Annotated in this window: 17 protein-coding genes; 10 read left to right on the top strand and 7 right to left on the bottom strand. The window is 41.5% G+C overall.

Features of this window, described 5'->3' with window-relative positions; all coding sequences use genetic code 11:
• Nucleotides 1-37 precede the first annotated feature (37 nt).
• The gene (locus UABAM_RS02300) at nt 38-1,231 is read right to left on the bottom strand and encodes a leucine-rich repeat domain-containing protein (protein WP_151966378.1); all 1,194 of its coding nucleotides are present in this window, start codon (nt 1,229-1,231) and stop codon (nt 38-40) included.
• Nucleotides 1,232-1,345: 114 nt separating this feature from the next.
• On the opposite strand from UABAM_RS02300, the gene UABAM_RS02295 reads away from it, so the two are divergent.
• Complete coding sequence (locus UABAM_RS02295; RefSeq protein WP_151966377.1) at nt 1,346-1,939, top strand: class I SAM-dependent methyltransferase; 594 nt, start codon at nt 1,346-1,348, stop codon at nt 1,937-1,939.
• Nucleotides 1,940-1,965: 26 nt separating this feature from the next.
• Here the strand turns inward: UABAM_RS02295 and UABAM_RS02290 are convergent, their stop codons facing one another.
• The 5 genes from UABAM_RS02290 to UABAM_RS02270 all read right to left on the bottom strand — a co-directional run bounded on the left by UABAM_RS02290 (nt 1,966) and on the right by UABAM_RS02270 (nt 11,811).
• Nucleotides 1,966-3,198, bottom strand: a complete 1,233-nt coding sequence (locus UABAM_RS02290; RefSeq protein WP_151966376.1) for an ATP-grasp domain-containing protein — start codon at nt 3,196-3,198, stop codon at nt 1,966-1,968.
• Nucleotides 3,198-4,340 (bottom strand): MFS transporter, encoded by a 1,143-nt coding sequence (locus UABAM_RS02285; RefSeq protein ID WP_229759348.1) that lies wholly within the window; start codon nt 4,338-4,340, stop codon nt 3,198-3,200. Before UABAM_RS02285 ends, UABAM_RS02290 begins: the two co-directional genes overlap by 1 nt.
• Nucleotides 4,341-4,566: 226 nt before the next feature.
• On the bottom strand, nt 4,567-6,948 hold the full coding sequence (locus UABAM_RS02280) for a flavin reductase family protein (protein ID WP_151966375.1): 2,382 nt from the start codon (nt 6,946-6,948) through the stop codon (nt 4,567-4,569).
• A 148-nt stretch (nt 6,949-7,096) separates the two neighbouring features.
• Nucleotides 7,097-9,490, bottom strand: a complete 2,394-nt coding sequence (ppsA, locus tag UABAM_RS02275) for a phosphoenolpyruvate synthase (protein ID WP_151966374.1) — start codon at nt 9,488-9,490, stop codon at nt 7,097-7,099.
• A gap of 98 nt (nt 9,491-9,588) precedes the next feature.
• The gene (locus tag UABAM_RS02270) at nt 9,589-11,811 is read right to left on the bottom strand and encodes a leucine-rich repeat domain-containing protein (protein WP_151966373.1); all 2,223 of its coding nucleotides are present in this window, start codon (nt 11,809-11,811) and stop codon (nt 9,589-9,591) included.
• A 293-nt stretch (nt 11,812-12,104) separates the two neighbouring features.
• Here UABAM_RS02270 and UABAM_RS02265 point away from each other — a divergent pair, with 293 nt between their 5' ends.
• Complete coding sequence (locus tag UABAM_RS02265) at nt 12,105-12,596, top strand: hypothetical protein (protein ID WP_151966372.1); 492 nt, start codon at nt 12,105-12,107, stop codon at nt 12,594-12,596.
• Here the strand turns inward: UABAM_RS02265 and UABAM_RS02260 are convergent.
• Complete coding sequence (locus tag UABAM_RS02260; protein WP_151966371.1) at nt 12,593-12,889, bottom strand: hypothetical protein; 297 nt, start codon at nt 12,887-12,889, stop codon at nt 12,593-12,595. The two genes, UABAM_RS02265 and UABAM_RS02260, sit on opposite strands and share 4 nt — an antisense overlap.
• Before the next feature lie 237 nt (nt 12,890-13,126).
• Here UABAM_RS02260 and UABAM_RS02255 point away from each other — a divergent pair, with 237 nt between their 5' ends.
• The 8 genes from UABAM_RS02255 (at nt 13,127) to UABAM_RS02220 (ending at nt 25,698) form a co-directional block, all read left to right on the top strand.
• Complete coding sequence (locus tag UABAM_RS02255; protein WP_173013092.1) at nt 13,127-17,059, top strand: DUF4062 domain-containing protein; 3,933 nt, start codon at nt 13,127-13,129, stop codon at nt 17,057-17,059.
• Nucleotides 17,060-17,079: 20 nt separating this feature from the next.
• Nucleotides 17,080-18,111 (top strand): S66 peptidase family protein, encoded by a 1,032-nt coding sequence (locus tag UABAM_RS02250; protein ID WP_151966369.1) that lies wholly within the window; start codon nt 17,080-17,082, stop codon nt 18,109-18,111.
• 41 nt (nt 18,112-18,152) lie between these two features.
• Nucleotides 18,153-18,632 (top strand): dual specificity protein phosphatase family protein, encoded by a 480-nt coding sequence (locus UABAM_RS02245; RefSeq protein ID WP_151966368.1) that lies wholly within the window; start codon nt 18,153-18,155, stop codon nt 18,630-18,632.
• 196 nt (nt 18,633-18,828) lie between these two features.
• Nucleotides 18,829-19,251, top strand: a complete 423-nt coding sequence (locus tag UABAM_RS02240; RefSeq protein WP_151966367.1) for a VOC family protein — start codon at nt 18,829-18,831, stop codon at nt 19,249-19,251.
• Between the two features lie 215 nt (nt 19,252-19,466).
• A complete protein-coding gene (locus UABAM_RS02235; protein WP_151966366.1) occupies nt 19,467-19,697 on the top strand; it encodes a hypothetical protein in 231 nt (76 codons plus the stop codon).
• Nucleotides 19,698-19,781: 84 nt separating this feature from the next.
• On the top strand, nt 19,782-21,167 hold the full coding sequence (locus tag UABAM_RS02230) for an efflux RND transporter periplasmic adaptor subunit (protein WP_151966365.1): 1,386 nt from the start codon (nt 19,782-19,784) through the stop codon (nt 21,165-21,167).
• The gene (locus UABAM_RS02225; protein ID WP_151966364.1) at nt 21,164-23,734 is read left to right on the top strand and encodes an HlyD family efflux transporter periplasmic adaptor subunit; all 2,571 of its coding nucleotides are present in this window, start codon (nt 21,164-21,166) and stop codon (nt 23,732-23,734) included. Before UABAM_RS02230 ends, UABAM_RS02225 begins: the two co-directional genes overlap by 4 nt.
• Before the next feature lie 2 nt (nt 23,735-23,736).
• A complete protein-coding gene (locus UABAM_RS02220; RefSeq protein ID WP_151966363.1) occupies nt 23,737-25,698 on the top strand; it encodes an ABC transporter permease in 1,962 nt (653 codons plus the stop codon).
• The last annotated feature ends 37 nt before the right edge of the window (nt 25,699-25,735 follow it).

Here is a 25,735-nt window from a genome sequence, read left to right as displayed (position 1 = left end):
CAAGGTCACGATTAAACGCTAGGGCGTATGGTACGCCCTAATATTTGTAAATACTATTGCTTTTACGTGGCTTTACACCGATGGCAGCGGCAAATACTTTTATGTTTTTTTCAATAAAGGTATTGATATCTCGCGGAATGGAGCCTTTGAATATTTCGACAGATGGCAGATGTCTTCTCCATTTTTGTAAGATTTCCTGATATTGTTCCTCATACAATTCGGTGTAGATTTCGCGCAAAGTGTCTATTTTTGCTAAATCGGATATCATCTGTTGATCAAGATTTGTTTTTTTGCCATCAAGACACAACACGTCTAGCTTATGAAAAGCAGAAAATCGCGCCCCACTTATATTGCAATTTGCGAGGTTAAGAACCTCCACCCTTTTCAAATTGTACAATTCCTTTTTGGTTATATGACAATATTTCAAATGGACTTCGCGAAGCAATGGTAATAAAGCTAAGTGCTGTAAACCTGCGTCAGAAACATTCGTGTAGGAGAGTGACAGATATTGGATATTCTTGAGTTTAGACAGGTATTGCAATCCGTTGTTGGATATTTTTGTGCCATCGAGAGATAAGACACGAATGTTACTCAAGTTAGCTAAGTATTTTAACCCAGCGTCGGATATTTTTGTCCCATCGAGACACAGAATTTCGAGCTTGTTTAAAACCGACAAATATCGCAAATCCTCGTCTGATATTTGCGTACTATTGAGATACAAAGCTGTTAAATTCGTTAACGATGATAAAAAACTCCAATTGCCGTCGCTAAATCGAGTATTGCACAATCGCAGATATTTTAAATGCGGCAACGGTGAGATAGACGTCGTAGAGTTTACATCCAAATATGACAAATCTAATTTCGTGACTTGTTCAAAACCAGACAACAACTCAAATGTGATGGCTTTAGATCTTGTGAGATTGCCGCCCCAAATATTTTGCAACTGTTTTATACACGCGACATCTCTGTTTTTTATTTGGTAGCGTTTATCCCATGGATAAAGATCCCACATACAGATTTCAGACCAATTGCGAGCGTCTTCCATATTCACGTAAAAAGTAATGATATGTTCCGCCGAAAAACCGAAGGACATACCGCGGTATTTGTGGTAGGGCATTGTTTCTATAAAGTTGTTTTTGGCCGCGATTCCAAGGGCGGCAATACAAACACTGCAAAAAAAAGACAGTATTAAAGTTGTGAAAATCACCTTCGAAAGAATATTTTTTTTCATGCTAAAATCCTATGTTGTTTTATAATTTCTCTCTGTGGTTTTGCCAAAACGAATTTACAAAGTTATAATGTTCTCATTCTTACGTTTTATTTACATTTACTTAGTTGAAATCTTATGATGCCTGACTTACCTGAAATTTACAATGTTGATTTTTTCCGTGAGTGGGGAAAAAACAACGAAAAATATGTAGCCTCTGCAAGCGTAATTGTCAAGTTGTTACTCCAACAATTCCGTCCTTTAAGTCTAGTAGACATAGGATGCGGTTGCGGTGTATATAGCTATTTCTTTTTAAAAAACAATGTCGAAGTTTTATCCATTGACGGCGTACAACCTTGCATAGAGAATTCATATCCCATTGAAATACAAGTACAAGACCTCACCACACCATTTTCCAATGAACGTGGGAAATTCGATGTGGCGCTGTGTCTGGAAGTCGCGGAGCACATTCCACCTGAATTTGTGATGACGTTTTTGCATAATATTACTCAATTTAGCGACACGCTCTTACTTTCAGCAGCCCCACCTTTCCAAGGAGGCCATCACCACGTCAACGAACAACCAAAAAGATATTGGAAACAAAAATTACAACAAGTTGGTTTTGCATACAATCGCAAAAGAACTGGAAAATTTGTCGAAGCGTTCAAGTCCATTAAGGCCCCTCATATGTGGATGGGCGAAGGAATAAGTGTCTACGAGCGTATACAATAGCTGCGCGATGTCATCAGCATACGTGATTACACTTCCACATGTAGTCTCGACTCCATTTCGCGAATTTTTGTATAGTCCTCAAACACCGCCTCGCGGTCTCCTGATAAAGCAACGATTCCAATACTTGTCAAGTAATCAATTGTTTGTGGTATGGTGTCACCGTTTTTGAACCAGATGTGCCTCTGAAACAAGGTCGGAAGTTTAGCGACATCGTCAAAAACTTCGGCGTTTGTTACTTTTCCTCCGGTAGCAGACCTCAAAAAAACAGGAACGACGGTCTTTTTAAGTTTGTACTCTTTCTGAGCAATATCTCCATCAAGATACGCTTCGACAAGTTTGTCGGCTTGACTACTTCCGGTGGCCTCGCGTGCAAAGCCCACTACCGGACCTCCGGTCATTCGCGGTACAGACTCAATAAGGCGTGGTCCATCCTTGGTGAGCATCACTTCATTATGCGATGCTCCCCAAAAAACACCTAAGGCCTCTAATGCTGCTTTGGCAAAATCAAATATTTCCCCGTAGGTTTCTTCGGTGAAAGGAACGAACTCTACATGATCGTAAATGGTCTCGCGTCCATTGAAGGCGATTTTGTTATATTTGATTAAATGAGCAAGGTAGTGTTTGCCATTGGCACTTACCGTTCCCACTGAAAATTCGGGGCCAACAGCAAGTTCTTGAATAACGGCAGATTCATTCAGTTCGCCGGTAAGGTTGGAAGGATTCGCCAGGATGTCGTTAAATATTTTTCTCCAATCGCCACCTGCCGCAATATGGTACACCTTCTCGCTCCCCGCAGAAATAGGTGGTTTGATGATAAGAGGTGCTTTTTGTAAATTGTTATCTTTTAACCACGACTCTACTTGTACTTCAGACGATGTATCAAGAGTTTTTAAATTGGGAACCCCTGCCTCGCGTAACGCTTGCTGCATTTGTGCCTTATGCAAACGATTGAGGGCATTTTTGGGATCGTTGGCGAATTTTGGAGTCAGTTTTTCCGCCAGTTCATTCGCCAAAGGAACGCCTTTTTCCGCGCCAGGAATAAATCCAAGTGGGTTATATGGACGCAAAATTTCGACAAGATTGTCTTGTACAGGTATCACCTGTGAAAAATCACTGGTATCCACTTCGGTTCCAAATCCCGCGCGCTCCTTCAAAGGTTTAAAAGTAACGGCGATTGCTGGAATACCACGTGCCTTAAACGCCGGGGCAAGTTCAACACCAGAGGAACGCGGATCAACAATGACAATGGGACTTTGCATTATGCCCCCTTTCTTTTTAAACGTTGCATGAGTAAAATTTGACCGAGGAACACAACACCCAACACCGCTGCTCCACAAAACGGAAGATTTTTTTGATCAACACCACTGGCAATGACCATTGCCCACAGTGCAGTTCCCATCGATGCTCCCAATCCAATGGCCGAAGAATTGAGTGCCGAAAGAAGGGCTTTTTGCTTTTCATGTAGCTCAAAAAGCACGTATTGTTGTGGTGTCACCGTGGCCCAGCCCATAACCCCCCATACAAAAAACGGAACTAGTCCCACATAGGGAATTTCGATCAAGTAAGGTAAAATAACAAATGTGAGAGCTAATCCAGCAATTAAAGAGGCCATAACTCCTTGAGGATTCTGCGTTTTATCTACCACGGAACCTATGAACGAACTGCCGATAAAGCCACCAAAGCCCCATAAAAGCAAAATTGTGGGAAGTGCATGCGGGGAACCCGAGTGAATGAGCGAAATATACGAATACAAACCCGTTCCGACCAAACATGTAAAGCATGTTACCCCAATAACGGCAAGCACATTTTTATCGAAGAGTAAGCGAAACCTTTCCGACTTAGAAGACGGTGTCGACGCTTTGATCTCGGTTCTTTGTATGGAAAAGCCCAGCAACACAATAAAGGCAAAAGCCGCAACAAAGCCAATGGAATACTGCCACGCAAATTGTTGCGAAATATAAACTCCCAAAGGTACACCAAAAACCACACCGGCGCTATTTGCTCCCCAAATTAAGCTCAAAGTTTTGCCTTTTTTGCCTGGATCACCTAGCTCGATGGCAATACTCACCACTAGAGGGTTAAATATCCCTGCACCTAAGCCTGTGATCACGCGACCGATAATAAAGAGCAACAAGTTTTCGGCAAACAAGGTGAGAACATTTCCGAGAATAAAAACAAATAGTGCGACTTTGAGTGTTTGTTTTGCCGAACGGTTGGAAAACATCATCGAAAAAACCGGTGCGGAAATAAGATAGGTTAAACTAAAGGCCGTAATTCCTTGCCCAGTGATGGAGATGGATTGGCCGATGGTTTTTCCTATTTCCGGGAGAAGTCCTGCAATCATAAAGGCACTACTGCCCATAGTAAACATACCTAGTACGAGAAAAAACAACCGTTTCAAAATAAAATTTCCTCTCAAGTAACAACAACGGATTTTTAGTCATTTCTACAAAACTATCACATTGCACTATTTTTTTCTAGCAATTTTGAAACGCTAGCAAAAATAAAATCCTAGAGCGGATGTAGTTTATTTCGTATCGGATGGAACATTTTTCGCGTCGAAAGTAGGTGCAAACCGTCAGATAAAATACAACCATGTTCAAGAGAAATAAGTTTTCTTCCATGATCTACGCATCAATAGTGATAGACCCCTTGGGAATCGCAATACATGCCAAACACTGGCCTTCCGGTAACTCATCATGATCAGACGTATGTATAACCGTCCCTTCTTTAATTGTAACTTGACAGGCATGACAGTTTCCAGCGCGACAGCCAGATTCCATAAAAATATCGTTTCCTTCCGCCAGTTCCAGGAGTGAGTTATGTCCGTCCCATCCTACGACCTTATTCGATTTTGCAAAGTAAACGGTCGCATCATAGTCTGGCCTGTATAGAACTTGTATTTTTTTGGCTGGTTGTAGAAAACTTTTGTGCTCGTTGAATATCTTCTGAGGCTGCGCACTTACCTTTATCCCCTCTTTCAGCAAAGCTGTTTTTATTTCGTAAAATAAATACCTTTCCAGCTCCACAAAGTAAATAGTATGGCAGTTATCCTCTTGCCCCAGAAAAATTTCGCGAAGTAAGTCTTTACGCGGCCATTTAGACGGAGTTAAAAGGTAGTGGGGATTTGCCAAAGCGTATATCAAGCGTTGTATTTTCTTTTTATTGTCTTCGATCCCGTCTTTAAGAGAGTTGCTCAAAACGATTTTCTCACCAAGACGCTCTTTCATCTTGCGTTCGTGATTATTGTATTCTACAACATCTGCATTCCCTAAAATATCGATCGATTGTCGATAACTTGCGACGAATTCGACATACATTTTCTCCACTTCCTCGCGACGATAGCGTAAAACAAAAGCGATGATACACCAGTCTTTCCACGCAGAAATCAGTTCAAAGGGATTTGGAATATAAGAAAACAAGAAAGATGATAGGGAACTTTTGGCGGTTTGTAGTGTTTGTTCATTCGTTAATATATCTAAATCTTGGCGCATTTGTTCGAGGTGCCTACGCACTTCAATTACTTCTTTTAGTTGGAAATTCGAAGTAATTTGCTGCTGCTGAGACTCGCTCAACTCGAAGTCTTCGAGATAAAAACCGCGAAAGTGAAATATTTTCGACAGTAGAATGCGTGCGTGAAAAAGATCTGCAACGAGATATTCGCTTTGTGAACCTTTTTGGCGTTGTTGCTTACGACGTAACGTCCAAAACATTCTCCATGAGTAGTAGATGCTATTTATATAATTACCGATCACTTTTAGAGTAGTGTCAAAAAAATGAACCACCAAAACAAAATGTAACCCGATGGTTTTTTGTGCTAACTTCAGTAGAGGAACAAAGTAAACGCTAAACCACTCTAGTGGCCCAGGCCGTCCTGCGTCATCGCTCAGCCACGATTCCGAATTTTGTATGTACTCTTGTGTTTTCGGCACTTTTGCTTTTTTCGTGGGAACTTTCTGTTGTTCTTTTTTTGGTTTCGCGGGGATTTTTTGGCTTTTTGTGGCAACACTTTCTGTGGCAATTACACGAGCTACCTTTTTGACACTCGCCGCTCCAAAAACCTCGTAAAAAACGTTTTTTTCGTCTATCTCTACCTCTTCGAGTAAACTCCGTAACAAGTATTGCTCTTTGGGGGGAGCAAAAACATAAAAAACCGTTTCCGCCAAAGATGGTAAAACTTCGGTGAGTAATTCGACATTGATATCACCAGCATAATCATAATCTTTACCTTTTATATCCTGTCCTTGGGGATTTTCATAGCATGTTATGATATGAATGTTGGGATGCTGGGCAAATTTTTTTAACTCTTCACGAAACGGATGAGAACGACTGTGGTCCACTCCATAAAAGACCCAAATAGTCGCCGTTGTTTTCGAAGTACACAGTGTTTCTAGCATACTCAAAACTGGTGCGATACCAAAACCTGTGGCAACAAACACATATGACTTGCTGGGAACTATTTCTATACGCCCCCCCGGAGCTTTTATTTGTATGCGCTCTCCTATTTGCAAGTGGTCGATAAAAAAGTTAGATACATGCCCAAATTCCTTGCGTTCTACGATAATGTGATAATAGTAAGGATTTGGTGCGTTTGCAACGTAGTAACAACGTATGGCGGGTTTTTGGTTGCGAATCGCAACTTGCGTTATAAGGTAAGCCCCCGGCGAAAAGCAAGGTAGTGAAGAGCTATCACAAGGAGCTAAATACAAAGAGCACATATCTTCTGTTTCATAGACCTTACGGCATACACGAAAATCGCGGAAACCCGCCCATTCTTCCCCAAAGGGTTTCGCGAATCGCGAAGTTGCTTTTATTTTTTGTAGTAATGTTTCGAACTCTTTCTCTGTTGCGATTTGATCGCGAATAGCATGTTTTCTCTTCACGTGATCAGAAATTAGATCAGAAATTTCTTGGTCTGAACAGCGGTGCAGACGCTGATTTCTTCTCATTTCTTTGAGAAGTATAGAGTAAATTCGCTGAATTTCTAATTTTAAATCTTCACTATTCATACCACTCCCATCTATTTTTGAGATTTCCTTCTTTGGTAAAGTATATTACGCAAAGAGGCAATTCACAAAAATAAACACAATATTTTGGGGGCGGGCGGACTCTATTCGTGTCCGCCCTGTTGTGTGAGGTGTGGTTTTTGTAAAAGCTTTAGCCGTTATTTTTCTCCGCCTCGGTAACGTCTAAACGCGCGGAAACAACAGCATCGGGACTTAAGGATATTGAATCAATGCCCGCTTCGATGAGCAGCCGTAAATACTCAGGGTATGTTGACGGCGCATCTCCGCAAATACCAATGTATTTATTTTTTGCTTTGGCCACGGCAATGACTTTTTTTACCAGAGTGACCACCGCTTCGTTGCGTTCATCAAAAATTTCAGCGACTAACCCCGAATCGCGATCTAGTCCAAGTGTTAATTGCGTTAGGTCATTGGTTCCGATACTAAAACCATCAAAGACTTCCAAAAACTCCTCTGCAAGTATCACATTGGCGGGAATTTCGCACATTCCGTAAATATCCCAATCTTTTTGATCAATGCCATTTTCTTTCATTACCGCAATCACTTTTTTGGCCTCTTCTACGGTACGACAAAATGGTACCATCAGCTTCAAATTGTCGAGGCCATACTCTTCACGTACTTTTTTCATTGCCTGGCACTCTAAATCAAAGCCTTTGCGATACGCTTCGCTGTAATAACGAGAAGCTCCACGCCAACCGATCATCGGATTTTCTTCTTTTGGTTCATAGAGATGACCAGCGATTAAGTTGGCATATTCGTTCGATTTAAAATCACTCATGCGTACAATAACCGGATTGGGGTAAAAAGCGGCGACAATTTTCGCAACGCCTTGCGCCATACGTTCAATGAAAAAGTCGGTTTTCACTTCGTAACCATGCGTTAAATCTTCTATTTCATGGCGTAGGTTTTTGTCCTCAATATCACCAAAATTAATTAGGGCTAGGGGGTGTATTTTTATATAGGAGTTTATGATAAACTCTAAACGCGCTAGTCCTACACCGTCACTTGGTAAAAAGGAAAAATCAAACGCACTTTCGGGATTTCCCACATTCATCATTATTTTTGTTTTGGTTTTGGGAAGATTGTTGATGTCTATTTTGTGTTCTTCGTATTGTAGTTTCCCACGATAAACCTTTCCATCTTCTCCTTCTGCACAGCTCACGGTGACTTCTTGTCCATGTTGAATTTTCACATTGGCGTCATTGGTCGCCACAACACAAGGAATTCCCATCTCGCGACTCACAATCGCCGCATGGCTGGTACGTCCACCGCGATTGGTGACAATGGCGCTGGCAATTTTCATAATAGGTTCCCAATCGGGATCGGTATTGTCGGTGACCAAAACCTCACCTTTTTGAAATTTGGCAATTTCCTTTGGACTGCGAATGACACATGCCTTGCCGCTACCAATCTTCTGTCCTACCGCGCGGCCCATGGTCAACACTTCGCCTTTTTCCACCATCTTAAACTGCGTAAGATGAGTCATATCGCGTTGAGATATTACCGTTTCTGGTCGCGCTTGAACAATAAATAGTTCTCCGGTAATACCATCTTTCGCCCATTCGATATCCATGGGCATGAACCGTCCTGCTCTTTCCGAATAGTGCTCTTCTATGGTCACGGCCCAATTCGCAAGTTGCAGAATTTCGTCATCGCTTAGAACGAATCGATCACGTTCATGTTTTAACACAGGTACTTCCTTGGTGGGGTTACGATCATCGTCGTCGTAGACCATTTTCATTTTTTTTGACCCCACTACTTTGGAAATAATAGATCGAAAACCTTTTTTTAACGTCGGTTTAAATACGTAGTATTCATCGGGAGTGACTTTTCCTTGAACAATCATCTCTCCTAGGCCATACACAGAAGTGATGAGCACGGCGTTTTTAAAGCCCGTTTCCGTATCAATGGAAAACATCACCCCCGCACTCGCCAAGTCACTGCGTACCATTTTTTGTACACCAATGGACAACGCAATAGAAAGATGGTCGAAGCCCTTATCTTCACGATAAGAAATGGCGCGGTCGGTAAAAAGAGAAGAAAAACAACGCAAGCAGGCACGTAACAAGTCGCCTTTTCCACGAATATTGAGAAAACTATCTTGTTGTCCCGCAAAACTCGCGTCCGGCAAATCTTCCGCGGTTGCCGAACTACGAACCGCCACATCGGTATCGCGCCCATACTCTTCACATAGTTGATCGTAAGCCGCAAAGATTTGTTCCTTCACCTCGTCGGGAAAATCAACGCCGCGAATCAGGGTACGAATTTTGTGCCCTCTTTCTTTTAAATTCGCAATGTCATGCGTATCTAAATCGCTGAGTATCTCGCGTATTTTTTTGTCTAAGCCTGTTTTTTCCAATGTGTAGCGATATGCTGACGCTGTTGTTGCGAACCCCTGAGGAATACCAATGCCTTTATCAACCAACGAACAATACATCTCTCCTAAGGAGGCATTTTTGCCTCCCACCTGTGGCACATCTCCAATGCTTAAGTCCTTGAACCAACGAATAAAAGATTCCGCCATTCCAGATCTCCCATAATAACTTTATAACAGAGTGTAAAATTGTATGCTTAACACGTATGGTTCATGCAAATATTGTACCGTAATTACATTTCTGTAATTTAAGTTGAATTGTGTCGTTCGTAGTGGTCAACGAGATAAAGTGAAGAGATATCTGGTTGTGGCGGTGGTTCTCTATTAGTGATGCTTTCGCTTGGAACTCCAGGGCCTACACGTAAAAAGCTATACGCGGTTGCTAACGGAGCAATTATCAAAACAATCGTCCCATACAGATTTAAATCGCTCAAAAATAAACCCCTCCAGATCAACATAGATGCTGTCAACATGAGAAACCCAGGTAATTCCATCATAATACCTAGGTGTTTTACGTTGCTAATGCCCGCCATCAGCATAATAGTCGCGGTGATAAATATAACTCCCAAAAGTAAAGATCCCAAAGCAATCGACACCGCACGAAAAATATTCTCCATAAAATTTTGCGGTTTAGGAGCTCCAATAACATCGATGTAACCCAGTCCTTCGATAAACAGTAACAAAAATGTTATTGTGGTAATGATTCCCAATATATATTTGCATATAGATAGTATTTGTTCTTGGGACATGGTGGGCTTGCCGATGAGCTGTCGGAAGTTAACAAACTGTTCGATCATGTCAAGGCCGGTGTACTCGGGTTTTACTTGCAAGATTTTTTTGGAATTGGGAATGTCCAAAAGAGTTGCAATAACAATTAAGCATAGTATGTAAACCCCAATATAAAACAATTTATCACGCGATTGTTGTTGTTCCTCGGTAAAGTCTCGGGCCGAAATAAAGAAACTAGTACTTTGTACACCAAAGATCTGCGCCGTTTTTTCGTGTATCCAAAATTTACCATGATTTTTTTTGCCATTTTGCTGCCGTTGGAATTGTTTCAGTTGTTCATTGGTATACGATCCGCTGTGAGCGAGATAATATCTTTCCCCGGCCACCAAAAATTGAATTCCATATGGCTTATATTTGTACGCCAAAATGTAAAAAGACGCTTCTTTGGCAACGAGTTCGCTAAACTTTGGTGAGGGAACGAATTGATTGTGAAACAAAATAAATAACAGAGACGGAACCAAACAAGTCAAGAACATCGCTAATAAAAATAGATGATTGGACCCTGTCGTATTTTGTAGTTTATTTCTAAGTTTTTCCGTTGTTGTCATATCCACTTTACATTTTGGCAACCACGATGAAATATTTTGTTGATGGCGTGAGGAAATAAAATTTCTGTCTACGTTTAACTGTGATAACTTGTCCAATCGTTGTATTTCTTCAGGGACTTCCGCTATGGAGTTGTGTGATATATCTAAATTTACCAAATGCTTTAATTGGCTCACTTGAGGCGGAATTTTTTTGATATTATTCTGTGAAAGATTTAATTTTGTCAGGTGCGGGAGATTACATAGCCTATGAGAATATTCGGTTAAGTGATTTTGTGAAAGATCTAGAGTATGAAGATTTTGCAATCTAGTATTCTCTGCAAAAATATGTCTAATTTTATTGCAACTACCTTTGAGAACTTTGAGACGCTCCATATGAAAAATATCCGGGGAAATTTCGCTTATTTGATTGTCCGAAAAGTCAAGATACTCTAAACGGTTCTGTTTTCCCAATTTAGGCAGTAATTTCAATTGGTTTTGCTGTAATTTTAGCTCGATGAGGTTGTGAAGTGTCTCCAGTGATGGAATTTGTACTAACTGATTTGCACATAGATTTAGATGAGTGAGGTTATGTAAAGACAAAATTTGCTCGGGAAATTCGTGAAAGGCATTTTGCGATAGATCTAAATGTTGTAAATTTTGTAAATCCGTTATTTGTTCCGGTAGAAAGTGTAAACTATTGAAGCCTAAAATTAGGCTGGTAAGATTTCGTAATTTTGTTACTTCAACGGGAATATCGGGCATAAAATTAAGAAACATATCTAATGCTGTAATTTGCTGTAGGCGTTCTATCTGTGGTGGAACGCTTACGCAATTTTGTAGACAGAGTTTCGTTATCGGAAAATCATAAAGGTACTCAGGTATTGTGGTGCACGAAAAAGTAAACTCTCCGCAAAAGCCACAATCGACGAATAGGCATCCTTCTAGAGAGGAGAAGGCAATGTCACTTCTAAAACTGCAGTGATAAAAATGTACGTTTTGCAATGCGTCGTCATCGGGTGTATTACGGTGATGTCTTAAAAGTTGTCTAACCTCTGCTTTTTCGCGATGCTTGTCATCATTTAAGAAGAACGTACATCCTTCATACACGGTATCATTTTGTATTTGCTTTAAAACTTGCCCTTTGATTTTTTGCATCAGTTTCTCACTTTACAGACGGACGGACACAAGGTCCGTCCCTACATTTCCGACTTGATACCCATGATCATAGGTTTACGATTCGTCGAAGTTGTACAACGCATAACATCAATATTTCTATAACACAGTGCGTTGTAGGGGCGGACCCAGTTCTATTGACCCATACTAATTACTGCTATGTATTGATATAACGCCTTAATGGCAAGTTAATGATAGGAAACTTTACAAAATTAACGACTTTTTGTATAAAAGAAACGAGTACACTACAATCAATTATAAATAAGGACAAAGTTATGTCAATTTTTTCATGGCTGTTTAAGAAAAACTCTACTACCTCCTCTTTAGAGCTTTCACCTACATCTATTGTGAATACCAACATCAAACAGAGACCGGGGTGGCCGCCTTACCAAATTGCTAGCGAATTTAGCCCGGCGCAACTGAATGAAATAAAAGACATAGTGTATCTCAAAACGGGCTTCGAGACCAAAATAGAAGAACTCACAAGTGAGCCATACCAACGAATTGTTCTTCTGTTATTGGCGAAGGAAATTTGCAGTGAAAGTAGCGAAATAGATAACATTCCTTTAGATAAGCCGCTATTGGAAGAAGATCTTCCCAATTTTACTCCTGGGGAGTACGGTTTTGATGATCTGAATTTGGTATCGGTAACCAGTACACTAGAAGATCTTTTCAGTATTGAATTTACCTTTACCCCACAAGGTGGATTCCCATTTAAAACCGTCATTGAATTGGCCTCTCTCACCAAAAAACTTGTCGCATCCTAAATATGGTCCGTTAGCACTTCACCTACGTGCACACTACCATGCTTTTGAACTAGAGAACAAAAATGCTCCCAAAAACTCTTGGGGTTTTTGTCCAGTACCTCATCCCAATGCGGTTCATCTATACACGCGAGTTCGTATACGGCGTTGTCCACCGCGTCTTGATCGGGAAATGTAACTTCAATGACATCATAGTACGCGCGGTTAATGTAAAAAGTGAACTTTCCCCTTCTGCTTTTTCTCCAGCGTTCGCTTTTTCTAATTTTACTCGCAATAAGTCGTAAATTCTTGCTCATGTGTTCTCCTGTTCAGCATTCTTTTCTTGTGATATGAATAAACTATTTTGTCAATTCGAATTTAATGAGAGAATCATACTTTCATTTTATTAGAATATAACCAAAAAGTAAAAATCATTGCGTATAACGGTAACTTTTTTTAGTATGATTCTCGAAGTAACTCTCCTCGGAGGAGTAATTGGCAAAGCCGATTGTGAGAGACAAATACTAACAAATTTCTGTCTTATGGAGCCGGTCATGTACACTTGGAAAAACGTAAAGATATTCATTAGTTCGACCTTTAAGGATTTAGAATTAGAGCGCGATCAATTGGCGAAAGTTTTTGAAAAGTTACAACAGCGTTTTTTTGCGCGTAAGATCGCCATTATTCCATATGATTTGCGCTGGCAACAAAAGCACGACGAACAAAATCTCGTGAGGTGGTGTCTGGATAAAATTGACCAATGCCAGTACTTTGTCGGAATTTTAGGGCATCGTTATGGCTGGCGTCCCCAGAAAAACTATCAAGGACAGGAAAATGCCGCCCAGTATTCCATCACCGAAATGGAAATTCGTCACTCATGCCAAGTCATAAACACAAACAACCGCTTTTATTTTTTAGACGACCGCCATAAAAGTCCTCAGGAAGTGAATGAAACACAGCAAGATTTAGACTCACTACAAAATTTGGTTACATTTTTGCAACAAAGTAATGAGAAGACATTTCGCTACGATGACAGCTCTGTCATCTTAGAGAAAGTGTACAGCGAACTAGAACAACGAATTGACCGCGACTACCCCGAACTCCTTGAAGTACAAACATCTTCTCTGCACAGCATGCGTGAAGAAATCATTCTAGAAAAAATCAAAGGGTTTGTCGGACGCGAACAGTACTTAGAACAAATTCGTGAATTTTGCCGCCAATCCAGTGCGACAAACTATCTATGTGTCTGTGCTGTTGCCGGAACAGGAAAATCTTCTCTTGCGGCATATTTTATTGACACACAGCGCAAAGAAAACATTGTATTGTGGCATTACATGAGTATGGGGGGCAACACAGGAGAAATAAACACCATATACGAAAGTATTGCTGAACAATTGCAACAAAAAGAATTACTAGAAATCGACGACACCCAAGATCTAAAAGAGCAAATTGTCCAAACGTTAGAAAAAACCAAAGAGAAAATTATTATTGTCTTTGATGGTCTTGACGAAATGCAAGGCAAAGCGCTAGAACTCAACTGGCTTTTTAGGAATTTGCCGCCGAACATTCGCGTCATTATGACCACGAGACCTGTCGCACCGTGGGAAAAAATTCAGAAACTTGCCAACCTCCAAGTTCTAGAGCTTCCTCCTCTAGATGCCACAGAAATAGAATTACTCCTCGACAATTATCAAACTACACGCGATTTACAACTCACGACAGAAGAACGTGCACTCCTCACACAACGCGCACAAGGAAGCCCGCTATTTTTGAAAGTGGCCTTAGACCAAATGCTCAACTCTGGTGTGGCGGTAGGACAATTGGCCGAAAGTGTCAATCAGTTATTTCATCAAGCTTTAGAACGTTTAGAAGATGAGTATGGTAAAGGTTTGGTCGAAAGGTATCTGGGAACCATCGCCGCAAGTCGCTCGGGAATATCAGAGAATGAAATAGCCGAGATACTCACGTTTGGCCAGGAAGTGCGCATTAACGACGATTTGGTGTTGGTACTACAAAAGTCGTTAGAAAATTTTCTCATCCAGCGCAATTTTCTGGTAAATTTTTTCCATCCGGAGTTTGAACGTACTGTAAAAATGAGATTGGGAAAAGGCAAAATTCGCGAATATCATCAACTACTGGCGCAATATTTGTCTGACAAGGGTTTTGATTACGACCGAACACAATTTGAACTTCCTTATCAGTTACAGTGGGGAGAAATGTACCATGAATTGCTCGATCTTTTGACAAACCCGCAATTTTTGCAAAAAAAATCGGCGATGATCGACAATCTATTTGAAGATTTTGCGCGTTCTCTCACCGAATCAGCAGTACCGATTCCCCACGATCTCGAAATACAAAATAGCTTGCAAATCACCGTCGATAAATCGATTTTAGAAGATCTACGGCAAATTTTACAACTGCGCCACGGCTTCTTGAGGAAATATCCGCAAACATTATTTCAATGTGTGTGGAATTTAGGTTACTGGACCGAAAGTGATTCGTGTATCCACCGCTTTGTCGAAGCGTGGCGTGAACAATGTGCACCGCAGACGTGGTTAAAAAGCCTCAAACCACCAGCAAATCTTCTGCATTCACCACTACAAAAAGTATTGCAAGGTCACAAATCTCGAACAACGGACGTTATCTTTTCTGACGACGACAAACAGGTCATTTCTTGCGGGGGAATATATGATTTTCGCGTGCGCGTTTGGGACTTGTATACTGGTGAGTGCTTGCATATTCTCCGAGGACATGGAACCCCGATAGAATCAGCGCGCCATATCAAAGAGGGTAAGCAAATACTCAGCGTAAGCCGCAGTGGACGCATTGTGATTTGGGATGCCCAGACAGGTGAAACACTACAAATAATCGAAACAGAAGAAGCAAAAAGCAAGGTTAAGGTAGCTAAAATGGATATTTCGGCCGATGAAAAAATCGTGGCGCTATCTAGCAGTAACGAAAACAGTATTCGTCTGTGGCATATGGATTCATGGCAAATGTGGAAAGTTCTCTCCGGACACGAAGATTGGGTAAAAGACGTCGCTTTTCATCCTACAAAAACAATACTTGCCTCGGCATCCAAAGATTATACAGTGCGTATTTGGGACTACGAATTGGAAAAAGAACTCTATTCGTTTCGCCACGACGCCGAAGTATGGTCTGTGGTCTTTCACCCTGGAGGTGAAAAGGTGATTTCGTCGTCACGTGACAAGACGGTTCGCGTGTGGAATATCGTAAGTGGCGAATGCGAAAAAATCCTTACGGGGCATACCGGAGGAGGCGTCAATGCCGTCAATATTTCCTACGATGGAAAATGGATTGCATCAGGAGGCGAAGACCGTACCGTGCGTATTTGGGAAGAAGAAACGGGTAAATGCGTGCGCGTATTTAAAGGCCACCAAGAATTGTTAAAAGGTGTGGCATTTTCACGCAAGGGAGACAAGGTGGCTTCGGTTTCCAAAGATAAAACGGTTATGGTGTGGTGTTTAAATACGAAACCAATCGACACAGAACAAAATGAACACAAAAATAAAATATTTCAGGTGGTGTATGATAAGGGAAAAATCTTCTCCGCTTCACCGGAAGAGGTGCGCGTTTGGCAAGAAGACGGCACTCTACTACACTCTTTAGTGGGTCCTCCTGGACAGACGACACTACTGAATGTTGCACGGAACAAGCTAGTCACTTCGGGAAATGATCGCAAAATTTGGTTATGGACTGATTTTACCAAAGAACCACAAATTCTTTCGCACCACAAAAGCGGTGTTTTGAATGTACAGTTCGACGCGACACAACAATATTTTTTATCGGCAAGCCGCGACAAAACGATTTGTTTATGGGATGCCACCAACGAAGAAAATATTACCCCGACAACAACATTTCGCGGGCACAGTGATTGGGTACAAAAAGCGATATTTCACCCCAACGTTCCACAAATTGCCTCGTGCAGCAAAGATAAAACCATCAAAATATGGAACAAGGACAGCGGAGAGTGTATTCACACATTAGAAGGACACAAAGACTGGATTCGCGACATCGCTTACAGTAGTGATGGAAAATACCTAGCAAGCGTTGCTAGCGACAAAAAAGTCCATTTATGGTGCGCAACAACCGGCGAATTACGTAAGACATTCCTGGGACACAAAAGTCAGGTACGCGAAGTGACTTTTCGCAAGAATGACACGCAACTGTTTACTCAGGCTTTTTCAGCAACGATTGTATTTGATGTAGAGAGCGGGGAAACGTTGTATCGCTACCCTGGATTTACAGCCCTAGAGATGATCAATGACCAAGATGAGTATTTTGTGTTTGGTTCCGACTATTACACGACAGTTGTCGCTCGCCAAACACAAAGCGAAATTGCATGGTGGCCTTTTGCAACAGACTTTGTTTTTATTGGTAACTCGGGAGTGATTTCTGGCGGACGCGGTAGTGGTTATTTGCCCGTCATTCAATTGGTAACATCCACTGACACATTGAAAAACTAGGATATAAATAGGTGTGAGACATGCAACTCATAAAACCCGACAAACTAAAAAAAGGCGACACAATAGGCGTTTTTACCCCGTCGTCTCCTGCTTACGATATAAATGACCAGCTCTTTGTCAACGGACTGCGCAACCTTGAAAAAAGCGGCTTTAAAACAAAACTTGGTTTTCTAACCGCACAAAGAGCGAGTCAAGGATATCGTTCTGGTACAGCGCAAGACAGGGCAAAAGAATTTATGGAGTTAATTCACGACGACGATGTCAAAGCATTGATGTCCACCATCGGCGGAATGAACTCCAGTAGTTTAATTCCTTACCTTGACTTCGCCGCGATACGAAAAGCACGTAAAGTGATTTGTGGATACAGCGATGTTACTTCCTTGCACTTAGCGATCTTAAAATACGCCGGGCTTAAAACTCTGTATGGCCCCGCGGTGATGACATGGTTTGGTGAATACCCGGATGGTGTTGCGCAAAGTACACAGTCTTTTTTACAAGCGGCAACGGACAACAGCGACAAGGAAAGGCTCTTGACTCCATTTGCGATGTGGAGTAATCACTGCCGCGACTGGCAAAACGGTGACTGGAAAAATGTTCCACGGCAGTGGCAAAAAAACAAAGGCTGGAAGGTTCTCAATCCTGGACGTGTAGAAGCGCAAATCGTCGTTGCGAATTTAAATACCTTATTGAGTGCCGCGGGAACAGAGTATTTTCCAGATATCGAAGGAAAAATACTCGCAGTGGAAGAAATGTTCGCACCATGGTCGCAAGAGGAAAGAAGTTTGCGTCAGTTACAACTCATGGGCGTTTTCGACAAGATTGCCGGCTTTATTATGGGAAAAGTAGAAAAAAGTGACAATGAAGGGGCATCCTTTTCTCTGGACGATTTGTTACTAGAAGTAGTGGGAAACAGAGAGTATCCCATTGTCAGTGAGTTTGATTGTGCGCATACTATTCCTATGCATACCATTGGCCAAAGATGTCAAGTTTACATCGATGCAAAACTCAATGATGACGTGGTGGTGAAAATAAAGGAATCTTTTGTTGTGTAGAGGGATTAACTGGATTAGAGATATTTGACAGGATTTACACGATGAATATTACGATTAGAGATGTTTTTCAGGCTCAGAAACTTTTGGCGATCAAACCCAATCACTACTTTGTGGTGTCGATCTCTAGCCCACGCAACGTACATATACTTTGTGGTGCAAAAGATATATTGTATCTCGCTTTTGACGATGCCGAGCCAAGTAGGGAAAAATCTGCGCGTTTAGCCACAAAAAAGCATTGCCAAAAAGCACTCGACTTTCTTCGCGACAAAGACAATTTGTTGGTTCACTGTCAAGCAGGTATTAGCCGTTCGACAGCTATTGTTCTAGGGCATTTGTTGGAGAAATTCGCGAAAGACTATCGTCAAGCCATTGATATGCTCTTTGCCATACGTAACTGTGCAAAGCCAAACAAGTTTATCGTTGGTATGATGTGTGAAATTTTGGGAATGGACAACGAATACGACAATGTCATTGACGCGATTCGCGAAAAAAGAGAGCAGCAAGGATTTTTTATTTACTAAATTGGGCACGATGTTCATCTTGTTTTACAACAATTTGCAACGAATTTTCTCCTTATGCAAAATAAGTACGGTTTTTTTACGGTTTTATATTTGACATACTTTCCCATTCATGATTAAATGAGTCCGTGGTTACAAAATACTTACTCTAATAATCAAAGTTATGTACACGGTAAAAACCGTACGTAGGGGGGAAAGAATGAAGGCACTAACACCATATCTAACTTTTGATGGTAATGCTCGCGAAGCAATGGAGTTTTATCACTCTTGCTTTGGTGGAGAGTTAGATATCAGAACCTTTGATGAGGCTCCGGGAGGATCTTGTCCTGGTGGAGATAGTGAAACAATGAAAGATAAAGTCATGCACGCTTGCTTGACACTAGGTGATTTTATCTTAATGGCCTCTGACAGCCCACAAGGAGGTACAAAAAACGGCGACAGTGTTCACTTAAGCATCAACTGCGAAAATCGCGAACAAACGGATAAGCTTTTTGAAGCTCTTGGTGAAGGTGGCAATGTTACCATGCCACTACAGGATACGTTTTGGGGAGCGTATTTCGGCATGGTCGTCGATCAATATGGTTTCCACTGGATGTTACACCAAGAAACACAACAGAAATAGCACTAAACAATCAACCATTCACTTTTTTCAATCCCCGCATGGGGATTGATATTTTTCTTCTTCCTAGCATATTACCTATCAAATTCCAACATCGCGCTGGTCCTATCAAATTATTTTTATCCCTATCCACCGAATAAAATTTGACATTATCGTCCTCATTTGAAAAAATTCCCCAAGTTATGTAATGATATCATGCACTTTTCAAAGGAACACATATGAAAAGAAAAGATAATATGCCGACTATGGTATACATTGCCCTTTTAGGTATTCGTTCAAGAAAGCAAGCATGGGGATTTGTTTGGCTTGCGATTTTGATATCTATCGTTTGTTTTGCCTATAGTTTTATAAACAAGGATGCCCTATTCTTTACCATCGTAATATTCGCTGCTTATTGGTATTTTACTGCGATTAAGTGGATGGATCAACACTCTAGTTGGGAGTCTTAATAACTCCTAATAAAATTTTTTATAAAAAAATTTTAACCTTCTTCTCTTTTTTTAGTCTACTATAAAAAGAGAAGGAGGATAAATATGAAAAAGTTGGGTTTTTGTTGTACGCTGCTAATGGGCATTGCTATTTTTTATATGCGTACACAAGATAAAATAGAACCAATTACTATTACCGTAGAACGCAAAGATTTTGTAGTCGATGTTAGTAGCAGTGGAAAACTCCACGCTTGCGAATCGGCTATTATCTCCTACTTATCTACCTGGGATTCGTATATCACCAAAATGGTTCCCGAAGGTACATTCGTCAAAAAGGGAGACGTTGTCATGGAGTTTACAGACAACGAATTGCGCGGCTGGGTACGTGAAAGTGAGCTGTATGTTCACACCTCACAATTGGCAAAAGATGAGTCTGCTCTCCATCTTGCGGCGGAACGCGAGCGTATGAATTTGGAAATCGAAAAACTCAAAATTGACATCAAAATCACCGCGTTGGCCTTGGAGGAATTGCGCAATTATCCTTCGGCAACGGAACTGGAAATTGCTGAAAACAAATATCGTCATTCACTACTGGTCAAAGAAATTGCACAACAAGAATACGATAAATTTACACAGTCACAGCAAGCAAAATACATTACCACCGAAGAACGCCATGCTTTGGAAAACGCTCTGCAACAAGCAAAAAAAAAATATGACTTGGCGAAATCCGAACGCGAAGTGGTGCGCGGCGGCAAACATCCATACCATATCAAACAATTGCAAATCGAGATGAAAAAAAAGCGCCTAGCTCTTCAGGAAATAGAACAACAGATAGACAACCGTTTGAAAAAAATCCAAAAGCAAGTTGTGCGTCAACAAGCGCAGTTGCAAGAAGCACAGCACCAGTTACAAAGAGCACGTCAAGAATACCAACACATGAAATTGCGCGCCCCCATTGATGGGATCGTTCTATACCTGTCTCCTTTTGAGCAAAAAATTGCCATTGGGCAAAACGCGTGGCGTGGAGTGGAGTTGATGCGCATTGCCAATATACAACAAATGGAAGTGCGTTGTGGAGTCCTCGAAAACGAAATACACCTCATCAAAAAGGGACAAAAAGCAACGGTATATGTCGCCGCGATGCGTGCGTCTGGCACCGTCGTAAAAATTGGAAAACTACCCATCGAGGCCGATAAACTGGGAATTACTTCACGCTCAGGTATCAAAGTATTTGAAGTATCTGTTGTGGTAAAAGAAGCAAATCGCCATTTTTTACCGCAAATGGACGCGAGCGTGGATATTCATATTCACAAGCAAAAAAATGTTTTGGTCATACCATCTTTTGTCATTACACAAGAACAACAACGAAACGTTGTGTATACACTTGATGGCAAAAAAGAAATTACTATTGCCAACCGTAATAACCACGAAGCGATGATCGAAAAAGGCGTCCGTGTAGGCGAAAAGATAATTCTGGGGGATCAACAATGAATGCCAAAAAACTGTGGTGGTTTATGTGGTGTATCACTTTTCTTGTTGGTTGCGATCAAACGACGGCCTCTAAAAAGTTAGCAACTCTAACGGTAAAAAATGATGCCTTTACTCATGTCATCGAAGAACGCTGCAAATTACAAGCGCGCTATGAGTATGATATTCGCGCGCCGCAGCCACACAATAGAGTTCGCCGCAAAGGCAAAATGACCATTACCTATTTGGCAGAAGAGGGCTCTGTCATACGTAAAGGCGAGCTGGTTGCCGAAGTCGGAATTAACCAATTACCGGAAATAAGAGATGATTGGTTGGCGGAAGTCAAAATTGCCCAAGCCATTCTCGAAAGCGAAGAAAAAAATCTAGTGGTGGAAAAACATAAACTGCAAATGAATGTGGAAAAGCAAAAAGCGGCACTAGAAGAAAAAAATATTCGACTACAACTGCTAAAATTACCCGATAAAGTACAAGAGGTAACTGCTCAACTCGCCGTAAAGGAAGCAAAACATGTTGCCCTACAGCACAAAGAACTGTTCAAATCATCGGTGTTTCTTTCACAGAAAAATCTAGTTTCCAATTTAGTGTTGTCGCAAAAAGAATTGCAATATCTCGACAGTATAGAATCGATAAAAGATAAAAAAGTACAACTACAAATACTAAAAATGGACAAAGATCCACTACAAATTTTGCAAATGCGCTATGACATTGCGATGCAAAAAATATTTGTGCAACAAGCCCAAAATGATCTGTTGTACAAAGAAAAAGGGTTGTATTCCCGCGTTGCGAGAGCAAAAAGAAGGCTACATATACGTAAACAGAGACTGGGTCTTATAGATGAATTTTCCGCAGCATCCAAAATTTATAGCCCTGGCGATGGTATTGTCATCTACCACAAGACCAATAATGAAGGACAACGCGTAAAATTTCGCGTAGGTTTACGTGTGCGGCGCCGCCAACGCATTATGTCCATACAAGATATTTCACAAATGTTGGCGGTTGTCGCCATTCCAGAAAGACAGATCGCTCTTATTCAAGATCAACAACAAGTTCAGGTCAAAGTTGACTCTGTTTTTGGAAAAACATTCCGCGGGCGCATTACCAAAATAGACCGCGAAGCGCACAGCCGTAACCACGAGCAAAAACAACGCGAGACACTTGATGAAAAGTTTTTTCGCGTTTACATTCAACTTGACCAAGATGGTAAATTTTTAAAACCTGGTCTGACGGGGACAGCAAAAATATCTACGCGCAGTTGGAATAACGTGGTGAGTTTACCATCGACATCACTTATTGCCAATAGCAGCAGTGTTTATATTTATCACAATGGACAATTGCAACAAAAAGAGGTAGAAATTATTTCGCAAAAACCATTCGTGGTAAAAGGTCTTGCAGATAATACGCAAGTGGTGATAGATGCGCGACAAGTTTCGCAAAACAACACAGTACAACAACAAGCAACAAATGTGGTGATGACCGAAACCGGAATATTACAACCGCGGCATTCGGAAATTGTCTTTGCCGGTAGAACAGGTGAGCTCATTGATATTTTACCCTCGGGAACCGAAGTGAAAAAAGGGGATAAAATCACATCTATTGCTTATGAAGCCGAAGCAGATCTCGATTTACTGGATATCGAGAAACAAATGTACGAGTCGGAAATAGACCAAATGCACAACGAGCTGATTTTGTCGCAAAAAAACCAACAATTGGAAATGGATAAAGCGCTACTTGACATTACCTACGCACGCTTGGAATCCACGGTTTTACGCCAACAACCATACAAAGAACAAATAGAGAAGGCCAAAGTGGAGACAAAAAAAGCGCAGCTAGCAGTGGAAACAGCACGCGCCGCGTATGAGGCGATGAAATTACTTTCGGCAAAAGGTGTTGCATCGGAAACCGAACTTTTACGTCACAAATTGCAACTCAAAGAAAGCGAAGCCAACTTAATCGTCGCAAAACTGCAAGAAAAGTTAGCCCGTACGGGACCTAGCCCACAAACGATGGCAAAAGTGCAACAAAAATTAGAGTTGGGTAAACTAAAGCTTGAACACACGCGTAAAACCGTCAACAGCATTATCAAAGTACGAAAAATTGCCTTGCAGGTAAAAAAGTCCGAGAAAAAAGAAATCGAGTACCAACTATATCTCCATGAAAAAGAATATCCCAAACGCGGCACATATCGCGCCAATGGTCCAGGCGTTTTGTACTATGTCGAAAACAAAGATGGTGAGCCACAAATTGGCAATCGTTATAACGAAGGAACAGAGTTGGCAATTATCTCTGACCAAAAGCGCATGGTTGTCAAAACCAAAGTGCACATGGTGGACTACCAGAAAATACAAGTCGGACAAAAGGCAACCATCAAAGTGCGCGCTCTTCCACAGCGTATTTTTACAGGAGAAGTGATTAAAATTGCCCAAGTCGCGATAGATCGTGGCGAATGGAGTAAAAGTGGTGCCAAAACTGGCGTAACTGTTTTCGAGGTTATTGTCGCGGTGTCAGGTCTAAATCCCATATTGCGCAATGGAATGAGCGCGCGTGTTGATTTTCTTCAAAGAAAGGAATAATTGTGTACTTGCTGGAAATGAAAGATGTGCATAAAAGTTATGTATTGGATGTACAGGAAGTTCCTGTATTACATGGGATTAACTTACAAATTGCCAGCGGCGAGTTTGTCTCGATTATGGGGCCGTCAGGCTCAGGAAAATCAACACTGATGAATTTACTCGGATGTTTGGATCGCCCCAGTAAAGGTAGTTATTTGCTCAACGGCGTGCGCGTTGAATCATTGGATGACAGTGAGTTATCCAATATTCGCAATCGCGAAGTGGGTTTCGTTTTTCAAAAATTTAATTTATTGGCGGCCAATACCGCCATTCAAAATATCGCTCTACCACTCACCTATCGTGGAATTGCGCGCAAAGAACGCGAAAAGTTAGCTAGAGTGGTCGCAGAGAAAGTAGGAATAGGGGAAAGATTACATCACCGTCCCAATGAAATTTCCGGGGGACAAGCGCAACGTGTGGCCATTGCCCGCGCTCTTCTGGGACAACCACACTTAATTCTTGCCGATGAACCCACCGGAAGTTTAGATTCGCAAACAGGTGCGGAAATACTGTCGATTTTCCACGATCTTCATCGTCAAGGGCATACCATTGTCATGGTAACACACGACGAGAAAATAGCGGCAGAAGCACAACGAACCATTTACCTAAAAGATGGCTACATTGTTGAAGATACGCGTCGCAAAACATTTACCGCAACAGAGATGACAAAAACGTCTAGTAGACAAGACAACCTGAAGTGGAAAGACGTGTTTGGTATTGCCATACGCGAAGGTCTGTTGGCACACCCGCTACGCACAGCATTAACGATGTTAGGTGTTATTTTTGGAGTGGCAGCCGTCATTGCGATGATGGCAATTAATGAAGGTGCGCGTCAAAAAGCAATTGCACAAATCAAGCAAATGGGGCTAAACAACATTCGCGTTCGCAGCGTTGCCTTGACCGAAGAAGAGCGTTTACGTGCCCGGGAACATCTCTCCTTGGGGCTTAGCTTACAAGATGTTGTCTCCATCCAAAAATTACCTTCCGTGCAGCATATTGCTCCGATTCGTTATGTAAAAGCCGACATTTCTAAAGGAACACAAAAGTGGCGTAGTAATGTAATCGGTACGACTCCGCAATATAAATTGGTAGCAGAAATTCCTTTGAAGAGAGGCCGTTTTTTGCAACAACATGACTTGCAACACCACCGAAGGATATGCGTAATTGGTAGTCATCTTCATACGCAATTATTCGGTTATAACAGCGGATTAGGTAAAACTCTATACATTGGTACAGAAGTATTTGTGATTGTAGGTGTCTTACAAGGAAAAAATGCCAGCGATGAAGCGATAAAAGGAGTGCGCGCCGAAGACGTCAACAATAATATTTATATACCGCTCACCACTTCCATAAAACGCTTCTTTAACCAATCACGTTCTAGTGAGATAGACGAAATTACCATGATGATTGATCACTCACACCATTTGCCCACCACATCGCAGTGGATATCAAAAATACTCACAAAACGCCACAATAGCGTTGCAGATTTCACGGTAATTGTCCCCCAAGAACTTCTGCGGCAAGAAAGAGAGACACAGCGTATTTTTGATATTGTCATGGTGTGCATTGCCAGTATCTCTTTGGTAGTGGGTGGAATTGGCATTATGAACATTATGCTCGCCGCCGTCACCGAACGAATTCGCGAAATTGGCATCCGCCGTGCGATCGGGGCCAATAAAAAAGATGTACTAAAACAATTTTTGACCGAAGCGGTGACCATCAGTCTCAATGGTGGTATACTCGGAATTTGTTGTGGGTGGTTACTTGCTATTGGCATTTCGTCCTATACCGATTGGAATATCGACGTTTCACTGATGAGTATACTTTTAGGCGTAGGCGTTTCGACTTCGATAGGGGTAGTATTTGGTATCTATCCGGCATGGAAAGCGGCGCGACTTGATCCAATTGTGGCTCTGAATACATAGTCAACTACCTTGCAAATAAGCTTTGACTTACACCGCA

It is taken from the genome of Candidatus Uabimicrobium amorphum (assembly GCF_009002475.1).
Lineage (GTDB): Bacteria > Planctomycetota > Uabimicrobiia > Uabimicrobiales > Uabimicrobiaceae > Uabimicrobium > Uabimicrobium amorphum.
Note: the sequence above shows the minus strand (reverse complement) of the source record. Positions and strands in the feature narration are given on the sequence as shown.

Coding starts and splice junctions, on each gene's coding strand:
- UABAM_RS02300 (WP_151966378.1), bottom strand. CDS start 1,231: ATGAAAAAAAATATTCTTTCGAAGGTGATTTTCACAACTTTAATACTG.
- UABAM_RS02295 (WP_151966377.1), top strand. CDS start 1,346: ATGATGCCTGACTTACCTGAAATTTACAATGTTGATTTTTTCCGTGAG.
- UABAM_RS02290 (WP_151966376.1), bottom strand. CDS start 3,198: ATGCAAAGTCCCATTGTCATTGTTGATCCGCGTTCCTCTGGTGTTGAA.
- UABAM_RS02280 (WP_151966375.1), bottom strand. CDS start 6,948: ATGAATAGTGAAGATTTAAAATTAGAAATTCAGCGAATTTACTCTATA.
- ppsA (WP_151966374.1), bottom strand. CDS start 9,490: ATGGCGGAATCTTTTATTCGTTGGTTCAAGGACTTAAGCATTGGAGAT.
- UABAM_RS02270 (WP_151966373.1), bottom strand. CDS start 11,811: ATGCAAAAAATCAAAGGGCAAGTTTTAAAGCAAATACAAAATGATACC.
- UABAM_RS02265 (WP_151966372.1), top strand. CDS start 12,105: ATGTCAATTTTTTCATGGCTGTTTAAGAAAAACTCTACTACCTCCTCT.
- UABAM_RS02260 (WP_151966371.1), bottom strand. CDS start 12,889: ATGAGCAAGAATTTACGACTTATTGCGAGTAAAATTAGAAAAAGCGAA.
- UABAM_RS02255 (WP_173013092.1), top strand. CDS start 13,127: ATGTACACTTGGAAAAACGTAAAGATATTCATTAGTTCGACCTTTAAG.
- UABAM_RS02250 (WP_151966369.1), top strand. CDS start 17,080: ATGCAACTCATAAAACCCGACAAACTAAAAAAAGGCGACACAATAGGC.
- UABAM_RS02245 (WP_151966368.1), top strand. CDS start 18,153: ATGAATATTACGATTAGAGATGTTTTTCAGGCTCAGAAACTTTTGGCG.
- UABAM_RS02240 (WP_151966367.1), top strand. CDS start 18,829: ATGAAGGCACTAACACCATATCTAACTTTTGATGGTAATGCTCGCGAA.
- UABAM_RS02235 (WP_151966366.1), top strand. CDS start 19,467: ATGAAAAGAAAAGATAATATGCCGACTATGGTATACATTGCCCTTTTA.
- UABAM_RS02230 (WP_151966365.1), top strand. CDS start 19,782: ATGAAAAAGTTGGGTTTTTGTTGTACGCTGCTAATGGGCATTGCTATT.
- UABAM_RS02225 (WP_151966364.1), top strand. CDS start 21,164: ATGAATGCCAAAAAACTGTGGTGGTTTATGTGGTGTATCACTTTTCTT.